General features: G+C 57.1%; 19 protein-coding genes. 8 read left to right on the top strand and 11 right to left on the bottom strand.

Annotation, left to right across the window (positions count from 1 at the left end; genetic code table 11):
• Positions 1 to 476: 476 nt before the first annotated feature.
• From EQM14_RS00330 to EQM14_RS00315, 4 genes are all read left to right on the top strand, one after another.
• A complete protein-coding gene (locus tag EQM14_RS00330; protein ID WP_128741085.1) occupies positions 477 to 1,325 on the top strand; it encodes an MBL fold metallo-hydrolase in 849 nt (282 codons plus the stop codon).
• A gap of 271 nt (positions 1,326 to 1,596) precedes the next feature.
• Positions 1,597 to 3,669, top strand: a complete 2,073-nt coding sequence (locus EQM14_RS00325; RefSeq protein ID WP_128741084.1) for an elongation factor G — start codon at positions 1,597 to 1,599, stop codon at positions 3,667 to 3,669.
• Between the two features lie 92 nt (positions 3,670 to 3,761).
• Entirely contained in the window at positions 3,762 to 4,391 is a 630-nt protein-coding gene (locus EQM14_RS00320) for a DUF4830 domain-containing protein (protein WP_128741083.1), read from the top strand.
• A 1,567-nt stretch (positions 4,392 to 5,958) separates the two neighbouring features.
• Positions 5,959 to 6,924, top strand: a complete 966-nt coding sequence (locus tag EQM14_RS00315) for an IS30 family transposase (protein ID WP_128741069.1) — start codon at positions 5,959 to 5,961, stop codon at positions 6,922 to 6,924.
• 288 nt (positions 6,925 to 7,212) lie between these two features.
• On the opposite strand, the gene EQM14_RS00310 is transcribed toward EQM14_RS00315, so the two are convergent.
• From EQM14_RS00310 to EQM14_RS00290, 5 genes are all read right to left on the bottom strand, one after another.
• Entirely contained in the window at positions 7,213 to 7,878 is a 666-nt protein-coding gene (locus EQM14_RS00310) for an HAD family hydrolase (protein ID WP_128741082.1), read from the bottom strand.
• Positions 7,879 to 8,000: 122 nt separating this feature from the next.
• Positions 8,001 to 9,902: an NAD(+) synthase gene (locus tag EQM14_RS00305; RefSeq protein ID WP_128741081.1), complete on the bottom strand. Its 1,902-nt coding sequence runs from the start codon at positions 9,900 to 9,902 to the stop codon at positions 8,001 to 8,003.
• A complete protein-coding gene (locus EQM14_RS00300) occupies positions 9,895 to 11,028 on the bottom strand; it encodes a lysylphosphatidylglycerol synthase transmembrane domain-containing protein (RefSeq protein ID WP_128741080.1) in 1,134 nt (377 codons plus the stop codon). Before EQM14_RS00300 ends, EQM14_RS00305 begins: the two co-directional genes overlap by 8 nt.
• 35 nt (positions 11,029 to 11,063) lie before the next feature.
• Positions 11,064 to 12,044 (bottom strand): glycosyltransferase, encoded by a 981-nt coding sequence (locus EQM14_RS00295; protein ID WP_128741079.1) that lies wholly within the window; start codon positions 12,042 to 12,044, stop codon positions 11,064 to 11,066.
• A 286-nt stretch (positions 12,045 to 12,330) separates the two neighbouring features.
• Positions 12,331 to 13,950, bottom strand: a complete 1,620-nt coding sequence (locus tag EQM14_RS00290) for a VanW family protein (RefSeq protein WP_164918893.1) — start codon at positions 13,948 to 13,950, stop codon at positions 12,331 to 12,333.
• 211 nt (positions 13,951 to 14,161) lie between these two features.
• On the opposite strand from EQM14_RS00290, the gene EQM14_RS00285 reads away from it, so the two are divergent.
• Positions 14,162 to 15,286, top strand: a complete 1,125-nt coding sequence (locus EQM14_RS00285; protein ID WP_128741077.1) for an MGDG synthase family glycosyltransferase — start codon at positions 14,162 to 14,164, stop codon at positions 15,284 to 15,286.
• 61 nt (positions 15,287 to 15,347) lie between these two features.
• Here EQM14_RS00285 and EQM14_RS00280 read toward each other — a convergent pair whose 3' ends face one another.
• Both EQM14_RS00280 and EQM14_RS00275 read right to left on the bottom strand, forming a co-directional pair.
• Entirely contained in the window at positions 15,348 to 15,794 is a 447-nt protein-coding gene (locus EQM14_RS00280; RefSeq protein ID WP_128741076.1) for a hypothetical protein, read from the bottom strand.
• A 154-nt stretch (positions 15,795 to 15,948) separates the two neighbouring features.
• Complete coding sequence (locus EQM14_RS00275) at positions 15,949 to 16,677, bottom strand: DUF975 family protein (RefSeq protein WP_128741075.1); 729 nt, start codon at positions 16,675 to 16,677, stop codon at positions 15,949 to 15,951.
• Positions 16,678 to 16,939: 262 nt separating this feature from the next.
• On the opposite strand from EQM14_RS00275, the gene EQM14_RS00270 reads away from it, so the two are divergent.
• The 3 genes from EQM14_RS00270 to EQM14_RS00260 are packed head-to-tail and all read left to right on the top strand — an operon-like array spanning position 16,940 to position 19,940.
• Positions 16,940 to 18,142, top strand: coding sequence for a quaternary amine ABC transporter ATP-binding protein (locus EQM14_RS00270; protein WP_128741074.1), 1,203 nt, complete (start codon positions 16,940 to 16,942; stop codon positions 18,140 to 18,142).
• Positions 18,135 to 18,977, top strand: coding sequence for an ABC transporter permease (locus EQM14_RS00265; protein ID WP_128741073.1), 843 nt, complete (start codon positions 18,135 to 18,137; stop codon positions 18,975 to 18,977). The genes EQM14_RS00270 and EQM14_RS00265 overlap by 8 nt, the downstream gene beginning before the upstream one ends.
• A gap of 57 nt (positions 18,978 to 19,034) precedes the next feature.
• Positions 19,035 to 19,940, top strand: a complete 906-nt coding sequence (locus tag EQM14_RS00260) for a glycine betaine ABC transporter substrate-binding protein (RefSeq protein ID WP_128741072.1) — start codon at positions 19,035 to 19,037, stop codon at positions 19,938 to 19,940.
• Positions 19,941 to 20,183: 243 nt separating this feature from the next.
• On the opposite strand, the gene EQM14_RS00255 is transcribed toward EQM14_RS00260, so the two are convergent.
• The 4 genes from EQM14_RS00255 to ilvC form a co-directional block, all read right to left on the bottom strand.
• Positions 20,184 to 21,779 (bottom strand): ABC transporter substrate-binding protein, encoded by a 1,596-nt coding sequence (locus tag EQM14_RS00255; RefSeq protein WP_128741071.1) that lies wholly within the window; start codon positions 21,777 to 21,779, stop codon positions 20,184 to 20,186.
• 160 nt (positions 21,780 to 21,939) lie between these two features.
• Positions 21,940 to 22,773, bottom strand: a complete 834-nt coding sequence (locus tag EQM14_RS00250) for a serine hydrolase (RefSeq protein WP_128741070.1) — start codon at positions 22,771 to 22,773, stop codon at positions 21,940 to 21,942.
• Positions 22,774 to 22,967: 194 nt separating this feature from the next.
• Positions 22,968 to 23,933, bottom strand: coding sequence for an IS30 family transposase (locus tag EQM14_RS00245; RefSeq protein ID WP_128741069.1), 966 nt, complete (start codon positions 23,931 to 23,933; stop codon positions 22,968 to 22,970).
• A gap of 1,685 nt (positions 23,934 to 25,618) precedes the next feature.
• Positions 25,619 to 26,620, bottom strand: coding sequence for a ketol-acid reductoisomerase (gene ilvC, locus EQM14_RS00240; RefSeq protein WP_128741068.1), 1,002 nt, complete (start codon positions 26,618 to 26,620; stop codon positions 25,619 to 25,621).
• Positions 26,621 to 26,688 lie beyond the last annotated feature (68 nt).

The raw sequence follows: 26,688 nt of genomic DNA, 5'->3' as shown, positions 1-26,688 counted from the left end.
ACTGTGCCCACCGCACCGGCATGTCCGCGCCGTTCCCCTCTCGCCGGACCGTTCCCCGTTAAGGGCTTCGGCGAAGCGGAAAACCGGCGCTTATTTTATTACTCCTTTTCACGCGTTCTGCTCGCTTTGCACTCCCCGCCCCCGGCCCGGAAACAGGAAAGCCGCTCGCAGGGCACAAAAAAGCACCGGTACGGAAATTCTCATTCCATACACCGGCGCGCGTGAAAAGCAGGTCATTTTTTCGCCCCCGCCTTTCCCCCCCTCTGTACAAAAAAGGGAAAAAGAGGTATACTGTTACCTGCAAATGCGCGGTTTTCACCGCTGTGTATGGACCCTCGTTCCATATGCAGGGGGCGGGGTGTTCGAGCACCCTGTCCCTGCTTTGCACTTTTTATTGTGCTCTACAATTTCTATTATAATCCTCAATTTACCAAAATTCAATGAAAAAAAGGGAAAATATTGAAAGCGGTGAAAAAATGAAATTCGTCGTCACCGGTTCCGGCGGGTGCGTGTGCACTCCAAAGCCGTTGTGCCAGTGCCCCGTGTGCAGGGAGGCGCGGGAAAAGGGATTTCCTTACGCGAGATGCGGATGCAGCCTGTATCTGGAGGACATCGGCCTGCTGTTCGATACGCCGGAGGACATCAGCGCGGCGCTGAATCATGCGGATATCAAAGAAGTGAATACGATTGCGTACAGTCACTGCGACCCGGACCATACGCTCGGGATGCGCGTGATAGAACAGCTCCGGCTGGAGTGGCTGGATTATTACGACGGCGTCAAGCCGCAAAATCCATTGAGGATCGCCGCGTCTCCCGACGTCATGAAGGATATCAACGCCATTTCCAGCAAATACGGCTCGTTCTTTGGCTACTATCAGAGCATGAATCTCATCGCCGAGCAGGAAATTGCCGGATGTTTCGAACAGGGCGGTGTCAAAATTTCTTTCGTGAAGGTGCCGAAGGAGAAGGCGGTCACGGTTTTCGTCATCGAATCGGACCGTAAAAAGCTGGTTTACGCCCCGTGCGACTGCCTGCCGTTTCCCGACGAGCCGCTTTTGTACGATGCGGATGTGCTGATCCTTGGAAACACCTTCGTAGGCGACACGCTTAAAAACGGAAAACAGATTGCGAAGGACCACCCGCTGCGGGAAGAACTGTACAGCTTCGAGGATGCCCGGAGCATCAGGGAAAAAATCAGGGCAAAGCGGCTGGTGATTACACATATCGAAGAGGCCTGGGGGAAATCGCTCGACGATTATTCCGCCCTGGAAAGCAGATACCCGGATGTTTCTTTTGCCTACGACGGCCTTACCGTCACACTGTAGGGAACAGGAGCTTCAAACGACCGGAAAAAGCGCGAAAGCGCGCAGGGGGCCGCCCGTTCGGAGGGGCGGCCCCCTTTTTTACGCGGAGAACGGCCTTTTCGATCCGGCTCCGATCAATATTCCGGCGCGGAAAAGTGCTTTACAAAGCAGACAAAATCTTTCGCCGGCATTGTATTTTTTATGGCAACACGCTATAATTATCATAAATTCGGTTGGTCAATTGGATGTTGCTTTCAATTGGATTCTCAACCCCTGAAAGGAGCTGCTATTAGTGAAACAATATGAGGCGAAGCATATTCTGAACATTGCGCTTGCGGGGCACGGCGGCGCGGGAAAAACCAGTATCGCCGAGGCGATGCTGTATCTTTCCGGCGCCACCGACCGCTTGGGAAAGGTTGGTGAGGGAAATACCGTATGCGATTCCGATCCTGAGGAGATCAGGCGGAAAACGTCCGTGTTGACTTCAGTGGCTCCGCTCGAGTGGAAGAACGATAAAATCAATCTGCTGGACGCGCCCGGCCTGTTCGACTTTGAGGGCGGGCTGTGCGAGGCGGTCCGCGCGGCCGACTGCATGCTGGTCGCCGTTTCCGGCAAGGACGGCATCGCGGTCGGAACCGAAAAGGCGGCCGCCGCCGCGGACGCGCGAGGGCTTTCCAAAATCTTTTTCGTCAACGGCCTGTGCGACGAAAGCGCGGATTTCTACAAGGTGTTCGAGACCCTGAAAGCGTATTTCGGCCCGTCGGTCTGCCCTGTGGTCGTGCCGTACATCCAGAACGGAAAGGCGAACGTCTACGTCAACGTGCTGGAGTACAAGGCTTACGAATACCATGACGGGAAAGCGGTGGAAGTAAAGATGCCGGATATGGGCAGCCGCCTGGAGGGGCTGCGCACGGCGATCTACGAGGCCGTTGCGGAAACCGGCGACGACATGTTCGACAAATACTTTTCCGGCGAGAGCTTCACGCCGGAGGAAGTTATCGTCGGCATCAGCAAGGGGGTCAAGTCCGGGGCGGTTTCCCCCGTGTTCTGCGGGGACGCGGTGCTGCTCAACGGGATCGACCAGCTTTTGAACGGCCTTGTCTGGCTGGCGCCCAGCGCCGCGGAAAAGAGCGGCGAAACCGGGACGGATGAAAACGGGGACCCGGTCGAGCTGGCGGCGGATGAGAACGCCCAGCCGGCGGCGGTCGTCTTTAAAACCGTCGCGGACCCGTTCGTCGGCAAGCTGTCGTACCTCAAGGTGATTTCCGGCAGGATCTCCTCCGACGCCGGGCTGGTCAACATGACGACCGGCCAGGCGGAGCGCGTGGGCAAAACGATCCTTGTCCGCGGGAAGAAGCAGGAGGACGTGCCGTACCTTGCGGCGGGGGACATCGGCGCGGTGCCGAAGCTTTCCGCGAAAACCGGAGACACGCTCTGCTCGCCGGAGCGCAGGGTGAAACTGGAGCCGGTCGTCTACCCTTCGCCGTCGCTCTCGATGGCGGTTCTGCCCAAAGCCAAGGGAGAAGAGGACAAGGTGGCGCAGGGCATCCTCCGCCTGACCGAGGAGGACCCGACCATCCGTTTCGCGACCAACGCCGAGACGCACCAGATGATCGTCTCCGGCATGGGCGAGCAGCATCTGGACGTTCTCGCCTCCAAGCTGAAGAAGAAGTTCGGCGTGGAGATCAAGCTGGAGACGCCGCGCGTCGCCTACCGCGAAACCATCCGCAAAAAGGTGCAGGTGCAGGGCAAGTACAAGAAGCAGACCGGAGGCCACGGACAGTATGGCGACGTGTGGATCGAATTTGAGCCGTGCGAGGCCGACGGGCTGGAATTCGGGGAGCGCGTCGTCGGCGGCGCGGTGCCGAGGGGCTTTTACCCGGCGGTGGAAAAGGGCCTGCGCGAATGCATCGACCGGGGCCCGCTCGCGGGGTATCCGGTGGTCGGCCTGAGGGCGACGCTGTACGACGGCTCGTACCATCCGGTGGACTCCTCCGAAATGTCGTTCAAGATGGCGGCGGCGCTCGCGTACAAGACCGGGATGCCGAAGGCCTCCCCCGTTCTGCTGGAGCCGATCGGCACGCTTCGCTGCACCGTGCCGGACGACAACATGGGCGACATGATGGGCGAGATCAACAAGCGCCGCGGGCGCGTGCTGGGCATGGAGCCGGCGGGCGAGGGCACGCAGACCATCGAGGCGGAGGTGCCGCAGGCCGAAATGCACGACTTCACCACCTTCGTCCGGCAGGTGACGCAGGGGCGCGGCTCGTTCACGTTCGACTTCGCGCGGTATGAGGAGACGCCGCCGCAGGTCGCGCAGAAGGTGATCGACTCCGCGTCGGCGGAGCAGTCCGCGGACGCCTGACGTTCCGAAATTTTTATTTGGCGGCGACTTTCCGAAAAGCGCGCATGATTTCCGCTCCCCGGGCATATGTATTTGCCTGAGGGGGCGGATTTATGTTTGTAATTTCTGTCAAGACGAAAAAAAGAAAGATGATCGCCGTTCTGGCGGCGGTCCTTGTAGTGGTCACCGCCGCCATCGTCGCGGTAAAGCTGTTTCATTCCGGGCCTTCCGCCGACAGCGGAGGCAAAAAATACAGCCTTGCCGCTTCAACCAACGAGGACAGGATCGCCTTTTTCAAGCAGTTCGGGTGGGAAGTCAAGCCGCAGCCGATCGCCAACGGCAAGGTCACGATTCCCCAGACGTTCGACGATGTTTATACGAAGTACAACAATATCCAGCAGGAGCAGGGACTGGATCTCACTTCCTACGCGGGCAAAACCTGCGAGCAGTGGGTGTATGAGATCACGAATTTCCCGGAGCAGGAGATCATGCGGGGCACGCTGCTGATCTACGGCGGCTGTGTGGTCGGCGGAGACCTCTGCACGCCCGCGCTGGACGGCTTTATGACCGGCTTCGACGGGCAGCTCGACAGCAACGACTACGGCGCCAACGAGCCGACCCTCGGGCGGAACGACAGCGGGGCCCTGACCATGGCTCCGGCGCAGACGGCTTCCTCCAGCGTGGAGGAGGCGCAGTCGAAGGCCTCTTCGGAAATCCCGGCCAACGCCTGGCCCACCGACTAGGCAGCGTACCGCTGCATCTTCGGCCCGCCTTTCGGCAGGCTGAGCCTGCACGCGCGCCCCGCCATTCATCACGGTAAAAATTGAAAGCGTTGTCTTGCGGAAGCGGCGTGTCGCCGCTCCCTTCGACCCGCCAGTCAGAACGGAAAAAGCCGTTTGCTTAGTCTGGCGGGACAGAAGTTGGAACCTCCCGAAAGCTAACTTTGGGAACGCCGTAACGTCCTCAAAGTTTTCCCCGCTTTTCATGTAAAGAGTGAAAAACTTTCCGGCACCGCTTTTCATTGACGACGGGGACTCGGAAATTGAAGCCACAGAGTATTTCATAGGAATAATTCAACAAATTGTTGATAAAAATCGGGAGCGAAGCGCCGTTCAGGCGCTCCGCTCCCTGTTTTGCCGGCGGAATCTCTCTCACTGCGCCGGGTATGGGCTGGACTTTCCGCGTTCATACTTCTTTCACATACATTCGGAATTCCGCCGGCGGGCAACGATGACGTTGCATCCAACGGCCCACCGTTCAGCAGACAGCGAGATGATTAGCTGAGACGGGTGGGACAGAGGGAAGAAACTCCCGGCAAGCGGAAATCGCGTCCGCCGTTGGCACGTTCGTCCAATGGACCGGCGGGTCCGCGCAAGGGCTTTGCCTTTGGGAGATTCCCCAGACCGTCCTGCCAAACTGAGCCGCGAATTTTCGCCGTTCTGTCCGGCAGGCCGAAGGAAGCGGCGTCACGCCGCCCGCAAGGCAACAAAAAGCGCCGGTACGGAATTTGTCATTCCATACACCGGCGCGCGCGCAGATACAGGAGGAAAAAGAAGTGTTTCTCCTTCCTTCCCCTGTACAAAAACAGAAAAAGGAAGTATAATAAGTCCTGCAATGCGCGGTGAATTCCGTGGTATATGGAGGGTGGTTCTCCGTATGCAGGGGGTGGAGTGGTCTCAACACTTCATCCCTGCATTGCGTTTTTTATTTACCTTGCAAATCTATTATAATCCTTAATTTACCAAAATTCAACAGGTAATATTCGATTTGATATTATTTCGGTTTTTGAGTGCTTGGCGCCCGGTGACTCTTAACCCCAATTTTTTCTTTGGCCGGGGCGCGGGTGGCGATTATATGTTTGCCTTTAGCAAGTGCCTCTTAACCCAAAATTTCTTCTATTCATTTTTTCTATGTCCTCAGGCCGGACAGGCCCCGCCTTTCTGATATAGCAGAAAGGCGGCAAAGACTATGCAGGGGGACTTCAACTTCCCGCCGGGAGGGGCACCTAAACGTCCCCCTGCACCCCGGCACCTGTCATGAAGCAACAACGAATTCTTACGCAAGTGCTTCCCATTGAACGATTCCCAATCTTACGCCGTATGTAAAAAGGTAACTTTTTGAAGAATTTCAGCTTTTAGGTAAATACTTTGTGGCTTTAATTTTTCAGCCCCCGTCGTCCATGAAAAGCTGTTGTTAGAAGAACGGTGAATTAAAATAGCAAGTGCAACAGGAGGGTAGAAAGAGTCCACAAAAAGCCAAATCCATGATACAGTAGGAGTTGAAAAGACACCACTGAAGGAGAGGCTTTTTATGGACTACCACCATCTTACACCAAAAGAGCGCGCATTGATAGCCCAATTGTGGAATAACGGGATCAGTATGAGGCAGCTTGCACGCAGGTTGCAAAGGGATCCGGGCACAATCAGCCGGGAGATCAAGAGGAACCGTTCGGGACAAAAATATCTTAGCGTTCCGGCACGGGCCCGGTACCTTGAACGGCGAATGGAATGCCGCCGGAAGAGGCTGTATCAAAACCCACGTCTGACAGCTTACATATCCGAAAAGCTTGAATTGTCATGGTCGCCCGAACAAATTGCCGGAAGAATCCGGTTAGACTATCCGGATGACCGGGACATGAAAATCTCGCACAGCAGCATATATCGGTGGCTACGCGCGGACTTGCTGCCACGTTCCGTACAACTTACGATGAAACTGCGTCACTATGGCCGTCAGCATGGAGAAACTCGTGGGTACAAGGCCGGGGCGCGGGAAATCCGGGAGAGAAGCAAAGAAGCTCTACGCAGAAAGAGACTTGGAGACTGGGAAGCTGACACGATCGGGTTCGGACAAGCAAAACGCGCTTATTTGCTGAATGTGACCGACCGAAAAAGTCGATACTGCTGCCTGGCCGTCCTGCGCAACATCAGACGGGAAGAAGTCATGCGGGGCTTTGAGTTCTTCTTTGAAGGCGGAAAGGTTCCGCTCCGCACGGTAACGTCGGATCGAGGGATCGAATTCAACTGCCACCGTGAATTTGAGAGCCGCTTTGAAGCGTTGTATTATTACACTCGCCCAGCCTCTCCGTGGCAGAAGCCAACTGTGGAAAATACGAACGGATTGATTCGTCAGTTTTTCCCCAGAGGAACCCGTTTTACAGAACTTACCCCAGAAGCCGTGGCATTTGTCATGGAGCGTCTCAACGACCGCCCGCGTAAATGTTTGAATTGGAAAACTCCTGCTGAAGTCATTTCTTCTTATCTGTTGCACTTCACTTGACAATTCACCCAAGACCGAAAGGAGGGGCCTGCGCGGCCTGAGCGCAAGAGTAGAAGTAAGAAGAAATTAGGGTTAAGAGCCACCGAGCCTCAGGTCCGCAAAAGATCGGCCCTGTCCGGCTTGATCGCAAAAAAGGCTGAAGTCGCGACCGCCGTAGGCGCGAAAGACGCTGTGCGTCCCCGCGCGGCCCGAGCGCAAAGAAAAAGGAATAGAAAAAAGGTTAAGGGGCACCGGGCCACAGGTAAAGAAAAATTAGGATTAAGAGCCGCTTGCCGGACAAAATCAAATCTATAAAAACCGATTGAAAAACTCCGGCTCCGTCACCTCCGCAAGACTTCTGACGTATCCGTCCGCGACGGACCGCGCGTCCTCCTCCGAGAGGCCGGAGCCGGCGTCATACACGCCGACCGCGTCCATCCCGGCTGCTTTCGCCCCTCTTAGGCCCGGCAGCACGTCCTCAAAGACAAGGCAGGAGCCGGGCGAAACGCCGAGCCGTTCGGCGCAAAGGAGATAGACGTCCGGAAATCCTTTTCCCCGCACGGTCTCCGTCACGGAAGCGAACGCGCCGAAAAGTCCGTAAATGCCGTTATTCCGCAGCGACGGGCCGTACAGATCCTTCGAAAGGGCGGTCGCAACGCCCAGTGCGATCCCGCGCGCCCGCAGAAAACGCAGACACTCCCGCGCGCCGGGCTTGAGCGCGATGCGGTGCGCGTATTCCTCCGAGACCATCGCGCTCCATTCGCGGATCAGTTCCTCCGGGGTCTCGGAAAGCCGGAAACGCTCGACGGTGTAGCGCGACGCTTCCCCAAAGCTCATGGCGGAAACCGCCTCGGTATAGTCCCGCGTGAACGGAAGACCACGCCGCAGCAGAAAATCCCTGTCCACCTGTTCCCAGACTTTCATGGAGTCAAGCAGCGTGCCGTCCAGGTCAAAGATCACCGCTTTATATTTCATTTCCGTTTTCTCCTTTTCAAGCGTGGTAAGCACCCGGCCGGCGGCGCGGGAGCCTTACAAAAAAGGGAATCCGATCTGGACGTCGGATTCCCTTTTTCCTATCCTAAAATAAGATTTTGCATTTATAGCTTCTCGATTTCCTTTATCCAAAGCGCCGCGGAAGCGTCGCTCGGCATGCGCCAGTCGCCGCGCTGCGACAGCGAGACGGAGCCGATCTTCGGCCCGTCCGGCAGGGCGGAGCGCTTGAACTGATTTGTGAAAAAGCGGCGGTAGAACTCGCCCAGCCATTTTTTGACCGTCGGGCCGTCGTACTGCCCTTCGAACGCGGAAAGCGCCATGCGGTAGATCTTTCCGGGAGAGAACCCGAAGCGCATCATGTAGTAAAGGAAAAAATCGTGCAGTTCGTAAGGACCGACGATGTGTTCCGTCTTCTGGGCGATCTCGCCGTTCTGCTCGGGCGGGAGCAGCTCCGGGCTGACGGGCGTGTCCAGCACGTCTTCCAGAAGGGCGCGCAGCTCTTCCGGCCCCGTCACCGCCGCGTGGTGGACCAGGTGCCGCACCAGCGTCTTCGGGACCGAGCAGTTGACCCCGTACATCGACATGATGTCCCCGTTGTAGGTCGCCCAGCCGAGCGCCAGCTCCGACAGGTCCCCGGTGCCGATGACCAGCCCGCCGCACTGGTTCGCAAGGTCCATCAGGACCTGCGTGCGCTCGCGCGCCTGCGCGTTTTCATAGGTGACGTCCCGGTTTTCCGGGTCGTGGCCGATATCGGCGAAATGTTTCGAAACGGAGTCCCCGATCGGGATCTCCAAAAATTTCGCGTTCAGATATTCCGCAAGCCTCTGCGCGTTGCCGCGCGTGCGGCCCGTGGTGCCGAAGCCCGGCATCGTCACGGCCAGAATCCCGCGGCGGTCCATCTTCAGCAGGTCAAACGCCCGCGCGGTGACCAGCAGGGCCAGCGTGGAATCCAGCCCGCCGGAAACGCCGATCACGGCGCACTTGGACCCGGTGTGCCTGAGACGGGTCTTCAGCCCGCAGGCCTGCAGGTTCAAAATCATCTCGCAGCGGTCCGCAAGGTCGCGCACGTCGCCCGGCACGAACGGCGTCGCGGGAAATTTCCGTTCCATTTTAAATTCCGGCACGTCGAGGGAAAACGGAATCTCATGAGCTTGTCCCTCTCCGTGCCAGGTCGTCATGCGCAGCCGTTCCTGCGATAAACGTTCCAAATCCACGTCCGCCGTGGTCAGGCCGGTGGCAAACTGCTCCGACTCGGCCAGAACCGTCCCGTTTTCTGCGATGATGCTGTGCCCGGTATAGATCAGGTCGGTCGAGGATTCCCCCTCCCCCGCGTCCGCGTAACAGTAGGCGCAAGCCAGCCGCCCGGACTGCATCCGCACCAGGTCGCGGCGGTACGGGGCCTTGCCGATCACCTCGTCGCTGGCGGAAAGGTTGAAGATCACCGAAGCGCCGCTCTGCGCCAAGCGAACCGACGGCGGGCACGGCACCCACAGGTCCTCGCAGATTTCCGCGCCGACCGTGAGGCCGGCTGCGCCGCGGCAGCGGAAGACGAGGTCCGGCCCGAAGGGAACCTCCTTTCCGCAGAATGTGATCTGTCGAAAATCTTTACCTGGAGTAAAATATCTCGCCTCGTAAAACTCGGTGTAATTCGGGATGTTCTCCTTCGGCACGATCCCGAGAAGCTCCCCGCGGCAGAAAACCGCGGCGCAGTTATAAAGGTCCGGGCCCACCGCGGCCGGGAGCCCGACCAGCGTGAGCAGATCAAGCCGCTCCGAGCGGGCCAGCAGTTCCGCAAGGGCCGCTTCCGCTCCGGAGATCAGCGTCCGGTCGCGGAACAGGTCGCCGCAGGTGTAGCCCGTCAGGCAAAGCTCCGGAAACGCGGCGGCGGCGACGCCGCCGCGTTCGCATTCCCGCATCAGGTTCCACACCGATTCCAGATTATACCGGCAGTCGGCCACGCGTATCTCCGGAGTGACCGCCGCTATTTTCAGAAAACCGTCATTCATGTTTGATTCCTCCGCTGTTTGCAGCATGTCCGGTTCCAGGCACCGGCTGCGGTCCCGGTTCTTCCCTCCCGGCGAGCGGTTCCGGTTTCCTCCCGGCCCGGCGCTCCGGAGCCGCGAAAAACGCCCCGACCACGATACAGGAATAATAGGCGATCAGCCTCCACAGCAGCATCGCCTGCTGGATGACCTCCGGCGCGAAAAACATCTGGAAGAGCACAAGGAAGCTGCCCTCCGCCGCGCCCGCCGCGCCCGGCAGCGGCGTGTAGCCGGAGATCATGGTGACAAAGCTCTGCGCCGCGATCATATCGAATACCGGCGCTCCGGGATTGTGAAACGCTTTATAAATAAAAAAAGGCACCAGGAAAAGCGCCGTCAGCTGGAGGAGCGTAAAGACGTAGATTTTAATCCCAAGGGAGCGCTTTCCCTGTATCGCACGGTTGTTTTCCAGAAAAAACTGAAGCTGATCCCTGACTTTTTTTCCTGTTTCCTCCGGCTTTTTGACCACTCGCATCTTTGTCAGGACCCAGACGGCGCCATGGATGATCTTCGTGGTGAACCCCGGGCTGTAAGAAAAAAGGACCAGCGCAATGACCACCGCCGCCTGATACAGGAACCCGACGAACGCCAGCGCCATGAAACCCTGGATCTTGCTGCGGAAAAACTGATATTTCACCAGGATGACCACCAGGGAATAGACCGTCAAAGAAGTCTGGTAAACCAGGAATTTCCTCACGAGAGTGGAAACGGCCACGCCGGTCGGGATTCCCTGCCCCGCCAGGGCCATGAACTGCATGGGCTGGCCGGCGAGCGCATACGGAGTGACGGAATTGAAATACTGCCCGACCATGCTGACCCGGAACGCGCTTCCAAAGCCGTAACGGCCGCCGGAGGAATGAAAGATCAGCGTGTGAAGGACCAGGCTGTCCATCATCCAGTTAAAGACCACGCTCGCAACGGCGCAGAGGATCCAGAACAGGTTGATGGTCGGCAGGCTTTGGATCAGGACGGCCAGATTATTGCCGGAAACGCAGAAATAAATCAGCATTCCCAGCGTAAGCGCAAAAAGGAACGCCTGAAACATTTTCCGCGTTCTGGTCTTTTCTTCCGCCTTCCGCTCCGTCGGCATCCATTGCTCACCTCGTTTCCGTCTCCGGCAGGGGCTTAACGGACCGAGTAGTTTTCCTCCAGCGTTTCAGGCGAGGCAACCACTTCCGAAAAATCGCACAGCGCCGCGGAATTGGTTTTATCGGAGGTATACGTCCGCATCGCTTTTGAAATCCGCCGCATGTTCGTCATGCACCCACGCATACATTTTTTCTCGCCATGCATTTTTAATACATATAAATAGCAGCAGTTGCAGGTTTTTCTGGTCAGGGCCAGATAACTTTTTTTGTACTTTTCATACAGCCCGTTTTTCTCGAGGGAGATGCGGACCATGGCGATCGCGCGGATAAAGTCGTTGATCTTGTTCGCGTTCATGGTTGCGAGCGTGCTCATGGAATGCTGGTTATAATAGTAAAGCGGCCGGTCCAGAACGACGACGCGGTTCGCGTGCGCGAACACCTTGTTGGCGGTCGCCATATCTTCGAAGCACATGGAGGGGAAGGTGATGCCGTAATCCGTAAACAGTCTGCGGCGGTACAGCTTGTTCCAGACCAGGCTCTGGATCTGAACGTCCCGCAGCAGCTTATTCATGGCTTTCGCGCGGTTAAAGACCCCCTTGCACCGGAAAGGGTACTCAAAGAGGAAATCATTGTCGATAAAATGGTAATAATAGTAGCAGCAGGCGATATCCGCATCGTGGTCCACGCAGGCTTCGTAAAGCTCTTCCAAAAAGGTTGGCGCGACGTAATCGTCGCTGTCCACAAAGGTGAGGTATTCCCCCCGCGCTTTTTCCATGCCGGCGTTCCTTGCCAGGGACATACCGGCGTTTTTCTGATCGACGACGGTGATGTTGTCATATTTGCTTTCAAAATGGCGAAGAATTTCGGGAGAGGCATCCGTAGAGCCGTCGTTGACGGCGATGATCTCAAAATCCCGAAAAGTTTGTTCTTCCAGCGAAATCAGGCATTTGCCCACATATTTTTCAACATTGTAAACTGGTATCACAACACTGATTATCGGCGTATGCGTCTCAGTCAAATCAGTTCTTCCTTTCCAAGACAGCGTCTGCCGCGGCCGCGGCAGAGCCTGTTGTGAATTTTTAAAGCAACGGAAACGGCCGGAACGCAACGCGTGCCGCCATCCTCATTTTTGCAGATTACGGCGAAAAAGTCAAGCTGTTTTTGGACCTCCGGCCGGGACGCGCCTGCGGCGTTCCCGGTTTCAGCCCCTTTGGAATCGTCCGCCCGCGGTCCCGCCAAACAAAGCCCGGATTTTACTCTCCCGAAACGATGGGGCGAAAAAGCGGCGGGGCGTGGATGCAGCGTCACGCTGCCGGCTCGCCCTGCGTTGTGATGTCGTCGTTCGGAACAGCAGCCCCGGCGCCGGGCGTGGAAGAAGCCGGCGCGGAGGATGCGGGTGCGGAGGAAGGCTTTGAAGACGGCGGCGCGGAGGAAGCCGGTTTGGAGGAAGACGGGGAGGCGGCGGCTTTGGAGGACGGCTTGGCCGTACCGGCCAGGTCGGTCCCTTCCCCATAGGAATAGTAGGCCGGCTGCGGTTTGTAATAGGAGGAGGGAAGCTCCTCCGTTTTCACGACCGTCCCGTTTTTACGGAAGATCCTCTGGGCCGTCGCCTTGTACCCGGTGCGCGCTTTGGAGGTCAGCTTGACCTCTCCCTTTTTCAGCGAAGAATCCGGCACGTACTGTCCCTTCGCCGGGGCCGGAATGGTCTCGGTCACCTTTGACGAGACATCGATCGCATCGTAATCGTCCGGCTGATAGCCGTAAAAAGTAACCGTCAAAACCCGGTTCTTCACCGAGGTGACCAGATAAACCGGATATTTGGTCGGGTTCACGAATTTGAAATCCAGGCCGGGGTAGCTGACGGTGGCGTCCTGCCCGATCGGACAATAGCTGGAGGGCATGGAATGGTTGTGCCGCTCCGTGATTTTCATTCCGGAGCGGACCGCCGCGCCGTAGATGGTGGTGGAAGCCTGGCAGATGCCGCCGCCGTATTCCTGGATCAGTTTTCCGTTCAGGATCGCGCCGGCCGGCCGGTATCCCTGCGCCTGGCCGCACTGGCCCGCGGTGCCGAAAAAGGAGAACGCGGCGCCGGGCTGCACGCAGACGCCGTTCGCCGACAGCAGGGCTTTTGTCATGTTGTAGGTCCCGTCCGCGGAATTTTTGCTGACCGTGCTGAAAGAGCCCAGCTTTTTCATGTGGGGTTTCAGGTCCGCCAGCGTCCCGCTGAACGGGGTGGTCCCGGTCGAAAGCCGGACCGTCCCCGTTCCCCCGGAACTGATGACGGCCTGGGCATCGGCAAGCAGCTTTTCCCGGTCGACGGTTACGCCGTCCGTTCCGTCGGCAAAGGAGAACTGTTTTGTTCCCGTGTTGAATGAGGTCACGCTCGGACCCTTCGGGGCGGATTCCGCCTGGTCCGCGATTTTATCCAGCGCCGTCCGCAGGGAGGTTCCATCGATTTTCGCGGCGATGGAATAGGTTTTCGGGGAAGCTTCCAGCCCGCGCACAAGCTGAAGGCGCTGCTCCCGATCCCCGCTGCGGGCATATGAGTATGCTTCTTTCAGGATTTCGTCCGTATTGTATTGAAAGCTCAGGTCCTTTTCGGTCAGTTCCCAGGACCTGCTGCCGTCCGTGATCTGAAGCTCCACCGGCTGAGCGGCCGGAAGGACGGCCTCCACGGCGGTTTTTGCCTCGCTCATGCTCTTCCCGCCGAGATCGATCCCCTGCACCTTGATGCCGGGATAAAAAGAGTCCGTATCGATCGTTTCGGATATCTCCTTCGCGTGCCGGTATCCCGCGTAAATTCTCTGCCCCAGCACGGCGCCCGCGGCGACCAGCAAGATCAGCGCGGCGGCGACGGCCGCCTTGGCTTTCGGGCCGGTTTTTCCGAATATTCCCGGATGCCCGGCCCTGTTTTCCGCAATCATCTTCGTACCCCCTGTTTTCGGCCGCATGCGGCCGCGATTCCATTATAGCCCCCGCGCGGCCGCTCGTAAAGTCACAGTCCTGTTACCGTTTTGTTTTGCCCTTCGCCCGTCTTCCGGGGCTGAGAATGGCATCTTTTCCAAATATATGATATAATCACCTTGGTATAACCCGAAGAAAGCTTCGTATAAGATAAAATTCAGGGGTGTTTCCGTGAAACTATTAATTTTGACAGCGGCCACCGGCGGCGGGCACGTGCGCGCTTCCCGGGCCATTCAGGCTTATATTTCAGAGCATTCCTCCGGATGCGAGGTCGATGTGGTCGACGCGCTGAAAAGCATCAGCAGCGTCCTGGACAAGACCGTCTGCGACGGATATCATTTTCTCGCGACCAAAACGCCGAAAGTGTTCGGCCAGCTTTACCGCAGGACCAACGAGGACAACCTCCTGTCCAGCCTGGTGTCGCGGTTCAGCGGCGTTTTCAGCCAGAAGCTCATTCCGCTTCTGGAGGAAAAAAGACCGGACGTCATCATTTCGACGCATCCGTTCGCAACCGAGATGATTTCGCATTTGAAATGGGCGGGAGCAGTCACCGCGCCGCTGATCTGCCTGATGACCGACTACGGCCCTCACCGCGCCTGGATCGCGGACCGGGTGGACGCCTACGTGGTCGCGAACGGCGACATGATCTCGGAAATGGAGGCCATGGGCGTGCCGAAGGAAAAAATTTATCCGTTCGGCATCCCGGTGGAAAATGTTTTTTTCTCGGAGGGGGATAACGCGGCCTTTCTGAAACGCATTGGGCTGGACCAGGCTCTTCCCACGATTCTGGTGATGGCGGGGAGCTTCGGCGTGACCAATATTCTGAAAATTTACCGGCAGATCGTCCGGCTTGACATGAAATTCCAGATCATCGTCATCACCGGGCGGAACGGAAGGCTCCATGAGGAGTTTGCAAAGCTGATTCCGGAGAGCCCGAAGCCGACAAAGCTGGTATTTTTCACCGACGAAGTGGAAAATTACATGCACGCCTCGGACCTGCTGATCACCAAGCCCGGCGGACTGACCGTATCGGAAGCGCTCGCCTGCGGCATACCGCTGGCTGTTTTCGACGCGATCCCCGGCCAGGAGGAGGACAACGCCAACTTTCTCCTGACACACAATATGGCGGTAAAGCTGGAAAACGGCGACGATTGCGGGGAGACCATCCGCTCCCTGTTGGCGGACAGCCAGAAGCTGAGCGACATGCGTTCCTCTTGCAGGGGATTTGACAAGTCCCGCTCCGCCGAGAATATTCTCCGCCTGATTCAGGAGCTGTACGAACAAACGCGGCAGTGACCTTTTTCCGAAAAAAATCCCCCGGCTTTTGGAATTTCCAAAGGCCGGGGGATTTTTCACGCTAAACCAACTGGTCCAGATTGTTTCTCGTCTGCGCCGCCAGCTCCGCTTCAGGCTGTTCCGCGCCGGAAGGCTCCGGGAACAGCATCCGGTAAGACGTTTTCAGGGCCGCCATTGAAAGGACCGCACTGTCGCTCTTTCCGGAAGCGCCGTCCGCGGCTTCGCCGTTTTTCCTCACTTCGACCGGCTTCGACGAGACCCTTTTTTTGATCTGGCGGATTTCCTGCTCGATTTTCGCAATCAGCTTTTCATATCTTCTGATTTTGCTGTTGATATCAATTTGCGACATCCCGTTGTTTTTCGCTTTATCCTTATAGTCGGATTTCAGCTTCTGGACATCCTGCTCCAGCCGAACGAGTTCGGTGATCCGGTCCTGCTCTGAGCTCTGGCTGGAGTCCGGGACCAGGCTGCCCGAAGAGGCAACCGACGAGATATTTTCCACCGCCATAGACAACCCTGCCTTACTGCTTGATAATTGTATATCGGCAGTAAATCTGGGATTTTTAGGAAAAATTTGATTTTTCTCATTTTCTTCTTATTTTTGTCCGTCATTTTGCCCCCGGCATGAAACCGGCAAATCAGGGAATTCTATCAAGGCGGATTCAGGGCCGGGAAGCCGACTGAGCCAGGCAGAGCTCCTCCGGCCGGACAAAGCCGAGGCCCAGCGCCCGGCCGCGCAGAAGCAGGTAAAGCTCCGACTGAGACGCGCTGAAATAGGGCAGGATAAACAGGATCCCCACGCCGAAGCAAAGCGCCCCGAGCAGGAACCAGCCGAGAAACGACAGCCAGAACACAAAAATGGCGCCCTTCTGCCCGTCGGTCATTCTGCGGCTGATCTCCCGCGCCCGTTCGCCGGGCAGGGAGGGGTTGTCGGAAAGAAGAAACGGAACCATACTGTACTGGACCAGTTTGACAATGCCGGGAATGATGAAGAGAAAGGTCCACAGGATGATAAAAAGGCGCGTGATGAACAGGACGCCAACGCCGTTCCCGTAATTCCACTGAAAACCGCTGAACAGGGTCTCCGTGCGGGCCGGCTCAAAATGATTGCGGACAAAATACCGTGCGGCTCCGATCAGGAGCGGATGCACGATAAAAATAACATAGAATATGCAGAGCCAGCCTCCGAGCCCCTCCAGCGGGGACCAGCGGAACAGATGCCTCGCCCCGCCGTGCCAGGCCTGAGATTCAAACAGCCGCCGGAAACCGCTGTCTGCCCAGTTCAGCCATTCGGCCAGCACCGCAAAGAGGAGCGTGACCAAAAACGCTGTCCAGTACCGCCCCCGAAGCGCCACCTTTGCGTTTGATTTTAAAATCGAACGATCCCACATGAAAATCCCTCCAGTATTCCCTCTCAGGACTTTGTTTGGTACCCTGCTCTTATCATATGCGCATCATCCCCCGGTCATCCGGGCTTGCAAAAGTCATTTTACCTCAACTCCAGCGAGGATGCAATTCATAATTCACGAAAATATTTTCCAAATATTTACATTAGAAAAGGGCTGAGGTTGACACCCTGCAACTTACAAGCTATAATAGAGTTGTATGTTTCATTCGCACGGTTCTTGAGTTGTTCAAAAAGGGAGTGATAAAATGCCAAAAGTTGAAGTCAAAAATTTGTATAAAATATTCGGTTCCAACCCCAAAAAGATTATTCCGATGCTGGAGGGCGGAAAGGGAAAAGCCGAAATTTTGAAGTCAACGGGGCATGGAGTCGGCGTGAACAACGCGAATTTCAAAGTGGAAGAGGGAGAGATCTTTGTTGTCATGGGGCTTTCGGGGAGCGGAAAATCCACGCTGATCCGCTGCCTGAACCTGCTCATCCGCCCGACTTCGGGAGAAGTGCTGATCGACGGCGAAAACATCGTGGACTGCGGCAGGGACGCGCTGCTGAACATCCGCCGCAAAAAAGTCGCGATGGTCTTTCAGAATTTCGCGCTGCTGCCGCACCGGACGGTGGAAAGCAACGTGGAATTCGGGCTGGAGATTCAGGGCGTCGATTCGAAAACGCGCCGGGAAAAGGCGCTTGAGGCGCTTCGCCTGGTCGGCCTGGAGGGACACGAGGACCGCATGCCCTCGCAGCTCTCCGGCGGCATGCAGCAGCGCGTCGGCCTGGCGCGCGCCCTGGCGAACGACCCGGACATCCTTTTGATGGACGAGGCGTTCAGCGCGCTGGACCCGCTGATCCGAAAGGAGATGCAGGACGAACTGCTGGCGCTGCAGGCCAGGATGCACAAGACGATCATCTTCATCACGCACGACCTCGACGAGGCGTTGAAGCTCGGGGACAAGATCGCGATCATGAAGGACGGCGTCATCGTGCAGACCGGCACCCCGGAGGACATCCTCACGAACCCGGCCGACGACTATGTCAGGGAATTTGTGCAGGACGTCAACCGCGTCAAGGTCGTGACCGCCTCCACCATCATGAAGCGGCCGGACCCGATCGCCTACGCGAAGGACGGAGTCCGGGTCGCGGTGCGCAAGATGCGGGAGGCTTCCATCTCCAGCATTTTCGTCGTGGACCGGGAGCGCCACCTGAAGGGGATCCTTTCCATCGACAACGCGGTGGAGCTGCTCAAATCGGGAGCCCACGACCCGGAGAGCATCAAGAGCGCCATCGACACGAATGTAGCGACCGTTCCGCCGGACACATCCATCCAGGCGCTCCTTCCTCTGGTCATCAATTCCAGATACCCGATCGTGGTGGTGGACGGGGAACGGAAGGTAATGGGCATTATCATGAAAGTATCCGTTCTTTCGGGGATCCTCGGAGAGGAGAATGAAAATGATTAGACTTCCGATCGGGGACGTGGTGGAGAGGGCCATCGACTGGATGACGGCCAACTGGGCCGGATTTTTCGGCGGAATCAAAATGGTCCTGCTCTGGGTCATCACCTCTTTTGAAACGCTGTTCGGCTGGCTGCCGTTTTACGTCATGATCCTGATCCTGGCGCTGCTCGCGTGGCGCCTGGCGGGACGCGGCACCGCGATCTTTACCGCCGCCGGCCTGCTGATCGTCGTTTCGATCGGCCTGTGGACGGAGACCATGGAAACGCTCGCGCTGGTGGTGACTTCCACGCTGATCGCGCTGGTCATCGGGATCCCGCTTGGCATCTGGATGTCGCGCAGCGAAACGGTCAACCGCATCGTCAGGCCGATTCTGGACTTTATGCAGACGATGCCGGCTTTCGTGTATCTGATCCCGGCGGTCTATTTCTTCGACCTCGGCGTGGTGCCGGGCGCGGTCGCGACCGTGATCTTCGCCATGCCGCCCGCCGTCCGGCTGACCAACCTGGGAATCCGGCAGGTGCCGGGCGACGTGATCGAGGCGGCGCGCTCCTTCGGCTGCACGGGGAACCAGATGCTGTTCAAGGTGCAGATCCCGCTCGCCATGCCGACCATCCTGGCGGGGCTGAACCAGACGATCATGCTCTCGCTCTCCATGGTGGTCATCTCCTCCATGATCGGCGCCGAAGGCCTCGGCATCATCGTGCTGCAGGGTATCACCCAGCTCAAGGTGGGCGAGGGATTCGAGGGCGGGCTGGCCGTCGTCATCCTCGCCATGGTTCTGGACCGCATCACGCAGGGGCTTGGGAAGTCCAATGCCAAAAAGCTCAACGCGAAATAGCCTCATCAAAAAACGTCCTTTGGGGTTTCAGATATAAAATACAGAAAGGGGATTGAAATGAAAAAATCAATTGCAGCGGTCTTCCTAACGGGAATTCTATGCTTGGGTTTGCTGGCCGGTTGCTCGCAGCCCGGCGAGGAGAGCTCCGCGGCGGGAAGCAAAACCTCCGGCGGCGGAAAGTCGAAGCCGGTGATTCAGATCGGCTATGTGAACTGGTCCGAAGGAATCGCGATGACGAACCTGATGAACGCGATCCTGGTGGATAAAATGGGATACGAGGTCAAGCAGGTCCAAACGGACGTGGCGCCCCTGTTCGCCTCGCTGGCGAACGGCAGCACCGACGTTTTCCTGGACTGCTGGCTACCGGTCACCCACAAGGATTATATGGCGAAATACGGCTCTGAGCTAAAGGATTACGGAGTCAGCTTCGACAACGCGAAAATCGGGCTTGTCGTCCCGTCCTATGTCAAAATCAACAGCATCGAAGACTTGAACAATGCGAAATCGGATTTCGACGGAACCATCGTCGGCATCGATTCCGGCGCGGGGATCATGACGGCGACCGACAAGGCGATCAAGGAATACGGCCTCGGCTACAAGCTGATGCCGGGAAGCGGCCCGACCATGACGGCGGCGCTGAAAAAAGCCATCGACCAGAAACAGCCGATCGTCGTGACGGGCTGGCAGCCCCACTGGATGTTCGCCAAGTGGGACCTGAAGTTCCTCGACGACCCGAAAGGCGTTTACGGCAGCGCGGAGTCCATCCACAAGCTCTCCCGCAAAGGGCTTGACACGGACGCGCCGGAAGTCGCGGAATTTCTGACGAAATTCAAGATGACCAGCGACCAGCTCGGCGATCTGATGGGCGCCGTCGAGGACGCCAGTGACCCGCTTGAAGCGGCCCGCGCCTGGATGAACGACAACGAGGACACCGTCAAGGCATGGCTGCCCGCGAAATCATAACAAGGTGTAATTTTATTTTTTGTTTATACAAAGAGAAGCCGACCCGCTGCGGGACGGCTCCTCTTTTTGTCCTCAGGCCGGACGAACAGTGTCTTTCGCGCCTGCGGCGGACACATAGTGTCTTTTCGCGCCTACGGCGTTCCCGGCTTTCGCTTCGGGAGATTCCAATCTCCGTCCCGCCAAACAAGGCAGACGGATTTTTGCCGTTTTGACCGGCGGGCCGTAGGTGCAGCGGTACGCTGCTCAGCCCTTGGATACGTTCGCGAGCATCGTCATGCCGGTCATGTGCAGACTGAACCCCTTCACGTTCGGGCTGACCGCGTAGAGGATCATCGCGTGGGAGATCGGCAGCCACGGCGCCTGTTCCGCGGCATATTTCTGCGCCTGAACATAGACCGCGTTCCGGTCGGCCCCGTCCGGCATCTTTACCGCCTTTGTGATCAGGTCCGTGTAGGTTTTGTCGTTGTAGCGCGCGACGTTCATGCCCGGGTCCTGGTCGGACAGCAGATTGAGGAAATTGTCCGGGTCGCCGTTGTCGCCGATCCAGCCGCCGAAGCAGATGTCGAAATTGCCCTCCTCCTGCTTGGATTTGAACGTCGTCCAGTCGTAGGAATCAATGGTGCAGGTGATCCCGATCTTGGAAAGATACCCCTGGACCGCCTCCGCGAGCGTCTGTCCGGTCGCCGGATTGTACTGGCGGGCGCTGGAGTAGGTCGTTATGCTGATCTTTTTGATTCCGGCCGCCTGAAGCGTCTTTTTCGCCGAATCGGGATCGTAGGCTACCTGGGAGATGCTCTTGTCATAGCCCGGCATGAAGGTCGGGAGAATGGAGGTCGCCGCCTCGGAATACCCCTGATACAGGCTTTGGACCAGCTCCGGCACATTGATCGCGGCCGAAACCGCCGCCCGCAGCTTCGGGTCGTTGAACGGCGCGCGGGTGCAGTTGTACATCAGGTAGTTGATGTTCATGCCGGGAGTTTTCTCCACCTTGTCTCCGGCAGCGGTGATCTGGTCCACCACCGTGTGGTCGAAGTCGTCGATGATGTCGACTTCCCCGTTGTTCAGCGCGACGACGCGCGCGGAATTATCCTTGATGGTCTTGAAAATCACGTTTTTGCATTTGGCTTTGCCGCCCCAATAATCGTCGTTCCGCACCAGAACGATATCCTGGTCCTTATCCCATTTCACAAATTTGTAGGGACCCGTCCCGCAGGGAGTTTCGTTGACATTGTTCTTGCTGTCCTGCAGCGCCTTCGGGCTGACGAGCGGCGCCCCCAGATTCATGGCAAGATTCCGGAGGAACGGCGTGCAGGGTTCCTTCATGCCGATCTGCACCGTGCTTTCGTCGACCGCCTTGACGTCCTTGACGGAGCCGTAGACAAAGGAGGCGTAGCCCATGTCCTTTTCCACCTTCGGGGGAAGCTGGCGCTCGATGTTGAACACGACCGCGTCGGCGTTGAAATCCGTCCCGTCCTGGAACTTCACTCCCTTGCGGAGATGGAACGTGTAGGTGAGCCCGTCGTCGCTGACGTCCCAGGAGGTCGCCAGACAGGGCTCGATGTCGGTGGAATCGCTTTTGTACTTGAGCAGACCCTCGTAGATGTTGCTCATGACCTTGACCGACTGGATGTCGTCGACCAGCGCGGGGTCCAGTCCGCGCGGATCGGCGGAAGCCCCGTACAGAATCGTGTCGCCCGCCTCGCTCTTCGCGGAGGAAGCCGAGCCGCCGGAGGCGGATGAGGACGTTCCGCCGGAATTTGCCTGACCGCAGCCCGTCGCCGCCGCGGCCAGAAGGACAGCCGACAGGAGGAACGCCAAAAGCCTTTTCCTCTTTTTCATAGGTAACCTCTCCTTTTCATTCCTGTAAAAACCCGTTTGATAGCAAAAGGGTGCCCGGCAGCCAGCCGAGCACCCTTGCTCTTCCTTGCGAAGTAAATCTATAATTATAAATAATATCATGTGGGAACATTTATATAGTGCCTAAAAGCAAGTATAAAAATTACATTGTATTACATTTTTTCGCGGCGAAAGATTCGTAAACCGCTTTGCTCAGCGTTCCGATCAGGCGTTCCGCGACCGGATTTTCGTCCGATTCCTCCATGCAGCCGGTCACGAAACAGCCGAAATAGTAGGCTTGCCCGGGCAGATCGAAAATGCCCGCGTCATGCCTCAGGAAGTCGAGGCCGCCGGTCTTGTGCGCGAAGGAAACGGATTCCCCGCCGCAGAGATAGCGCAGAGCCATGGTGCAGTCCCTCTGGCGCAGCAGGATGCTTTTCGCCAGCCCGCACAGCCCCGGTGTGAGGATGGACTCCCGGAAAAGGGCGGAGTAGATGAGAAGCTGGTCCGCGGCGCTGGTGTAGTTGTTCCGGCCGGAGCGGACGGCGGCGCCATCCAGCATTTTACGCTGAAGGCCGGTCGATTTCAGCCCGAGCGAAGCGCAGAAGCCGTTGACCGCCTCCATTCCAACAACGTCGATCAGAACGTTGGTGGCGGTGTTGTCACTGTTGACGATCATCCAGGTAATCATTTCTTCCAGCGAGCATTCCCGCATCCCGGCGTCGAACACGAGGGTGTCGTCAAGGACCTCTTCCTCCGGGACCCGGACCGTCTGCGACAGGCTCAGTTTTCCATCCAGAACGAGCCGGAAAGCCGCGAGCATGATCGCCGTCTTGATCGTGCTGGCGGAAACGACCCGGTGCCCGGCCTCGATGGAGATCAGGTCCCTTCCCTCCGTCAGGTCGTGGACCAGCAGGGAGACCCGCGCGCCGGAGCGGCCGATTTCTCTCTTGCAGAATTGATTGAGCTTGTTCAGATCCAAAGCCTGCATCTTCATTTTCCGTCCTTTCTGTTTTCCGGTTATGATGCTTCCTGTCTGCCTGCGGCGGACGAGGGATTTTTTGCGCTCAGGCCGGACAGGGCCGATCTTTTGCGGACCTGAGGCTCGGTGGCTCTTAACCCTAATTTCTTCTTACTTCTACTCTTGCGCTCAGGCCGCGCAGGCCCCTCCTTTCGGTCTTGGGTGAATTGTCAAGTGAAGTGCAACAGATAAGAAGAAATGACTTCAGCAGGAGTTTTCCAATTCAAACATTTACGCGGGCGGTCGTTGAGACGCTCCATGACAAATGCCACGGCTTCTGGGGTAAGTTCTGTAAAACGGGTTCCTCTGGGGAAAAACTGACGAATCAATCCGTTCGTATTTTCCACAGTTGGCTTCTGCCACGGAGAGGCTGGGCGAGTGTAATAATACAACGCTTCAAAGCGGCTCTCAAATTCACGGTGGCAGTTGAATTCGATCCCTCGATCCGACGTTACCGTGCGGAGCGGAACCTTTCCGCCTTCAAAGAAGAACTCAAAGCCCCGCATGACTTCTTCCCGTCTGATGTTGCGCAGGACGGCCAGGCAGCAGTATCGACTTTTTCGGTCGGTCACATTCAGCAAATAAGCGCGTTTTGCTTGTCCGAACCCGATCGTGTCAGCTTCCCAGTCTCCAAGTCTCTTTCTGCGTAGAGCTTCTTTGCTTCTCTCCCGGATTTCCCGCGCCCCGGCCTTGTACCCACGAGTTTCTCCATGCTGACGGCCATAGTGACGCAGTTTCATCGTAAGTTGTACGGAACGTGGCAGCAAGTCCGCGCGTAGCCACCGATATATGCTGCTGTGCGAGATTTTCATGTCCCGGTCATCCGGATAGTCTAACCGGATTCTTCCGGCAATTTGTTCGGGCGACCATGACAATTCAAGCTTTTCGGATATGTAAGCTGTCAGACGTGGGTTTTGATACAGCCTCTTCCGGCGGCATTCCATTCGCCGTTCAAGGTACCGGGCCCGTGCCGGAACGCTAAGATATTTTTGTCCCGAACGGTTCCTCTTGATCTCCCGGCTGATTGTGCCCGGATCCCTTTGCAACCTGCGTGCAAGCTGCCTCATACTGATCCCGTTATTCCACAATTGGGCTATCAATGCGCGCTCTTTTGGTGTAAGATGGTGGTAGTCCATAAAAAGCCTCTCCTTCAGTGGTGTCTTTTCAACTCCTACTGTATCATGGATTTGGCTTTTTGTGGACTCTTTCTACCCTCCTGTTGCACTTGCTATTTTAATTCACCCTTGAACGAAAGGAGGCAAAGTTCGCACGGGGGGCAGCCTACCGCTGCATCTACGATTTACGTTCCCGAAGCGGCGAAAAACAGGGAAGCAACAATGCTTTTTAAGCCGTGCATGCCGTAGGCGCGTCCGGACCGGATGGTCCCCCTGAACCCCCCAGGAGCCGTCAAAAAGATTTTTTCTGTTCTTCTAACAACAGCTTTTCATGGACGACGGGGGCTGAAAAATTAAAGCCACAAAGTATTTACCTAAAAGCTGAAATTCTTCAAAAAGTTACCTTTTTACATACGGCGTAAGATTGGGAATCGTTCAATGGGAAGCACTTGCGTAAGAATTCGTTGTTACTTCATGACAGGTGCCGGGGTGCAGGGGGACGTTTAGGTACCCCTCCCGTTGGGAAGTTGAAGTCCCCCCCGACTCAGCCTTTGCGTACTTTCGTCTGATTACGAAAGTACGGGGCCGTCCGGCCTGAGGACAAAGAAAGATAATAGAAGAAATTTCGGTTAAGGGGCTCCGGGCCTTGGACCAACAAAAATTCATAAACAAGATCAATGAAGAGATTTATAGTTGAATTTTGGTAAATACAGGATTATAATAGGAATCGTAGAGCACAATAAAAAGTGCAAAGCAGGGACAGGGTGGTGGAACACCCCGCCCCCTGCATACGGAGAAGCAGCCTCCATACACAGCGGTAAAAACCGCGCATTTGCAGGTAATAGTATACCTCTTTTTCTTCTTTTTGTATAGAGGGGGGGAAAAAGGCGGGAGCGAAAAACAACCTGCTTTTCACGCGCGCCGGTGTATGGAATGAAAAATTTCCGTACCGGTGCTTTTTTGTGCCCTGCGGGCAACGCACCGTTGCATCTTCAGCCTGCCATACAGAACCGGCGAGAATTTGCGGCTTGGTTTGGCAGGACGGTTCAGGGAGTCTCCCAAAGGCAAAGTCCTTGCGTGCGCGCCGGTTCTCCGGACGAACGTGCCAACGAGCGGACGCGGTTTCGCCTATCGGAAGTTCCCAACCTCTGTCCCGCCAAACAAAGCGAACGGTTTTCTGCCGTTCCGATCGGCGGGCTGAAGGGAGCGGCGGCACGCCGCCCGCCGGCGGTTCTTCCCCTTGAGGGAAACGGGCCGGCTTTCTCCGCCCGGAACGGGGCCGGGCGGGAAAGCGAGTGCGAAGCGTGAAAAGAAGTTTAAAATTCGGAGCGCCCTTCCTCCATTGGCCGAAGCCCTGACGGGAACAGTCCGGCGAGGGGAGCGGCGCGGGCATGCCGGTGCATTGGGCACAGTGTATGTAAGAAAGTTCTCTATTCCCCGGTCCATCCCATGGTCCGCCAAACGGGGGCCGCCGACAGAAGGCCGCGCAAATGCTGATGCATCCGCGCGGCCTGATTTTATTCCCACAGCATACGCTTCGGCGGGCTATCTGAATCGTGGACGCACAGCGTCTTTCGCGCCCGGCGGACACATAGTGTCTTTCGCGCCTACGGCGGACACATAGTGTCTTTTCGCGCCTACGGCGTTCCCGGCTTTCGCTTTCGGGAGATTCCGACCAGCGGGCCGAAGATGCAGCGGTACGCTGCTCAGTCGATCGGGTCGTTGTTCCAAGAATACATTTTGCGCAGCTCCTTGCCGACGGACTCAAGCTGATGCTCGGCCTCGATGCGGCGGCAGGCGCTGAAATGCGCGCGTCCGTTCTTGTTTTCCGCGATCCACTTGGACGCGAACGAGCCGTCCTGGATTTCGGAGAGGACCTTCTTCATTTCCTTCTTTGTCTCGTCCGTGATGAGCCGCTTGCCGGTCTCGTAGTCGCCGAATTCCGCCGTGTCGGAGATCGAGTAGCGCATCAGCGAGAACCCGCCGCGGTAGATCAGGTCTACGATCAGCTTCATTTCATGGATACACTCGAAATAGGCGTTTTCCGGCGCGTAGCCCGCTTCGACCAGCGTCTCGAACCCGGCCTTCATCAGGGCGGTCACGCCGCCGCACAGCACGCACTGCTCGCCGAACAGGTCGGTCTCCGTCTCGATCTTGAACGTCGTCTCCATGATGGCCGCCCGCGCCGCGCCGAGTCCCGCGCCGTACGCCAGGCCGATGTCGTGCGCGTGGCCGGTGTAGTCCTGCTCCACCGCGATCAGGCACGGCACGCCCTTGCCCGCCGTGTATTCGCTGCGGACCGTGTGGCCCGGACCCTTCGGGGCGATCATGAACACGTCGATGTTCTTCGGCGGCGTGATCTGCTTAAAGTGGATGTTGAAGCCGTGCGCGAACGCGAGGGCCTTGCCCTCCGTCAGATAAGGCTCGATGTCCTTTTTATACATGTCGGCCTGTCTCTCGTCCGGAATCAGAATCATAATAATATCGGCGGCCTTGGTCGCTTCCGGCACAGTGAGGACCTTCAGCCCCGCGGCTTCCGCTTTCGCGCGGCTCTTGCTGCCTTCGTAAAGGCCTACGATGACGTCGACTCCGCTGTCGTGCAGGTTCAGCGCGTGCGCGTGGCCCTGGCTGCCATAGCCGATAATCGCGACTGTCTTTCCCTTCATCAGATTGATGTCACAGTCGGATTCATAATAGATCTTTGGCATTTTTACATTCCCCCTGGCCTTTCGGCTATAAATTTATTAAATAAAGAATAATGGCTTTGCATAGGTGT

The sequence above is a fragment of the Caproiciproducens sp. NJN-50 genome (assembly GCF_004103755.1).
Lineage (GTDB): Bacteria > Bacillota > Clostridia > Oscillospirales > Acutalibacteraceae > Caproicibacter.
Note: the sequence above shows the minus strand (reverse complement) of the source record. Positions and strands in the feature narration are given on the sequence as shown.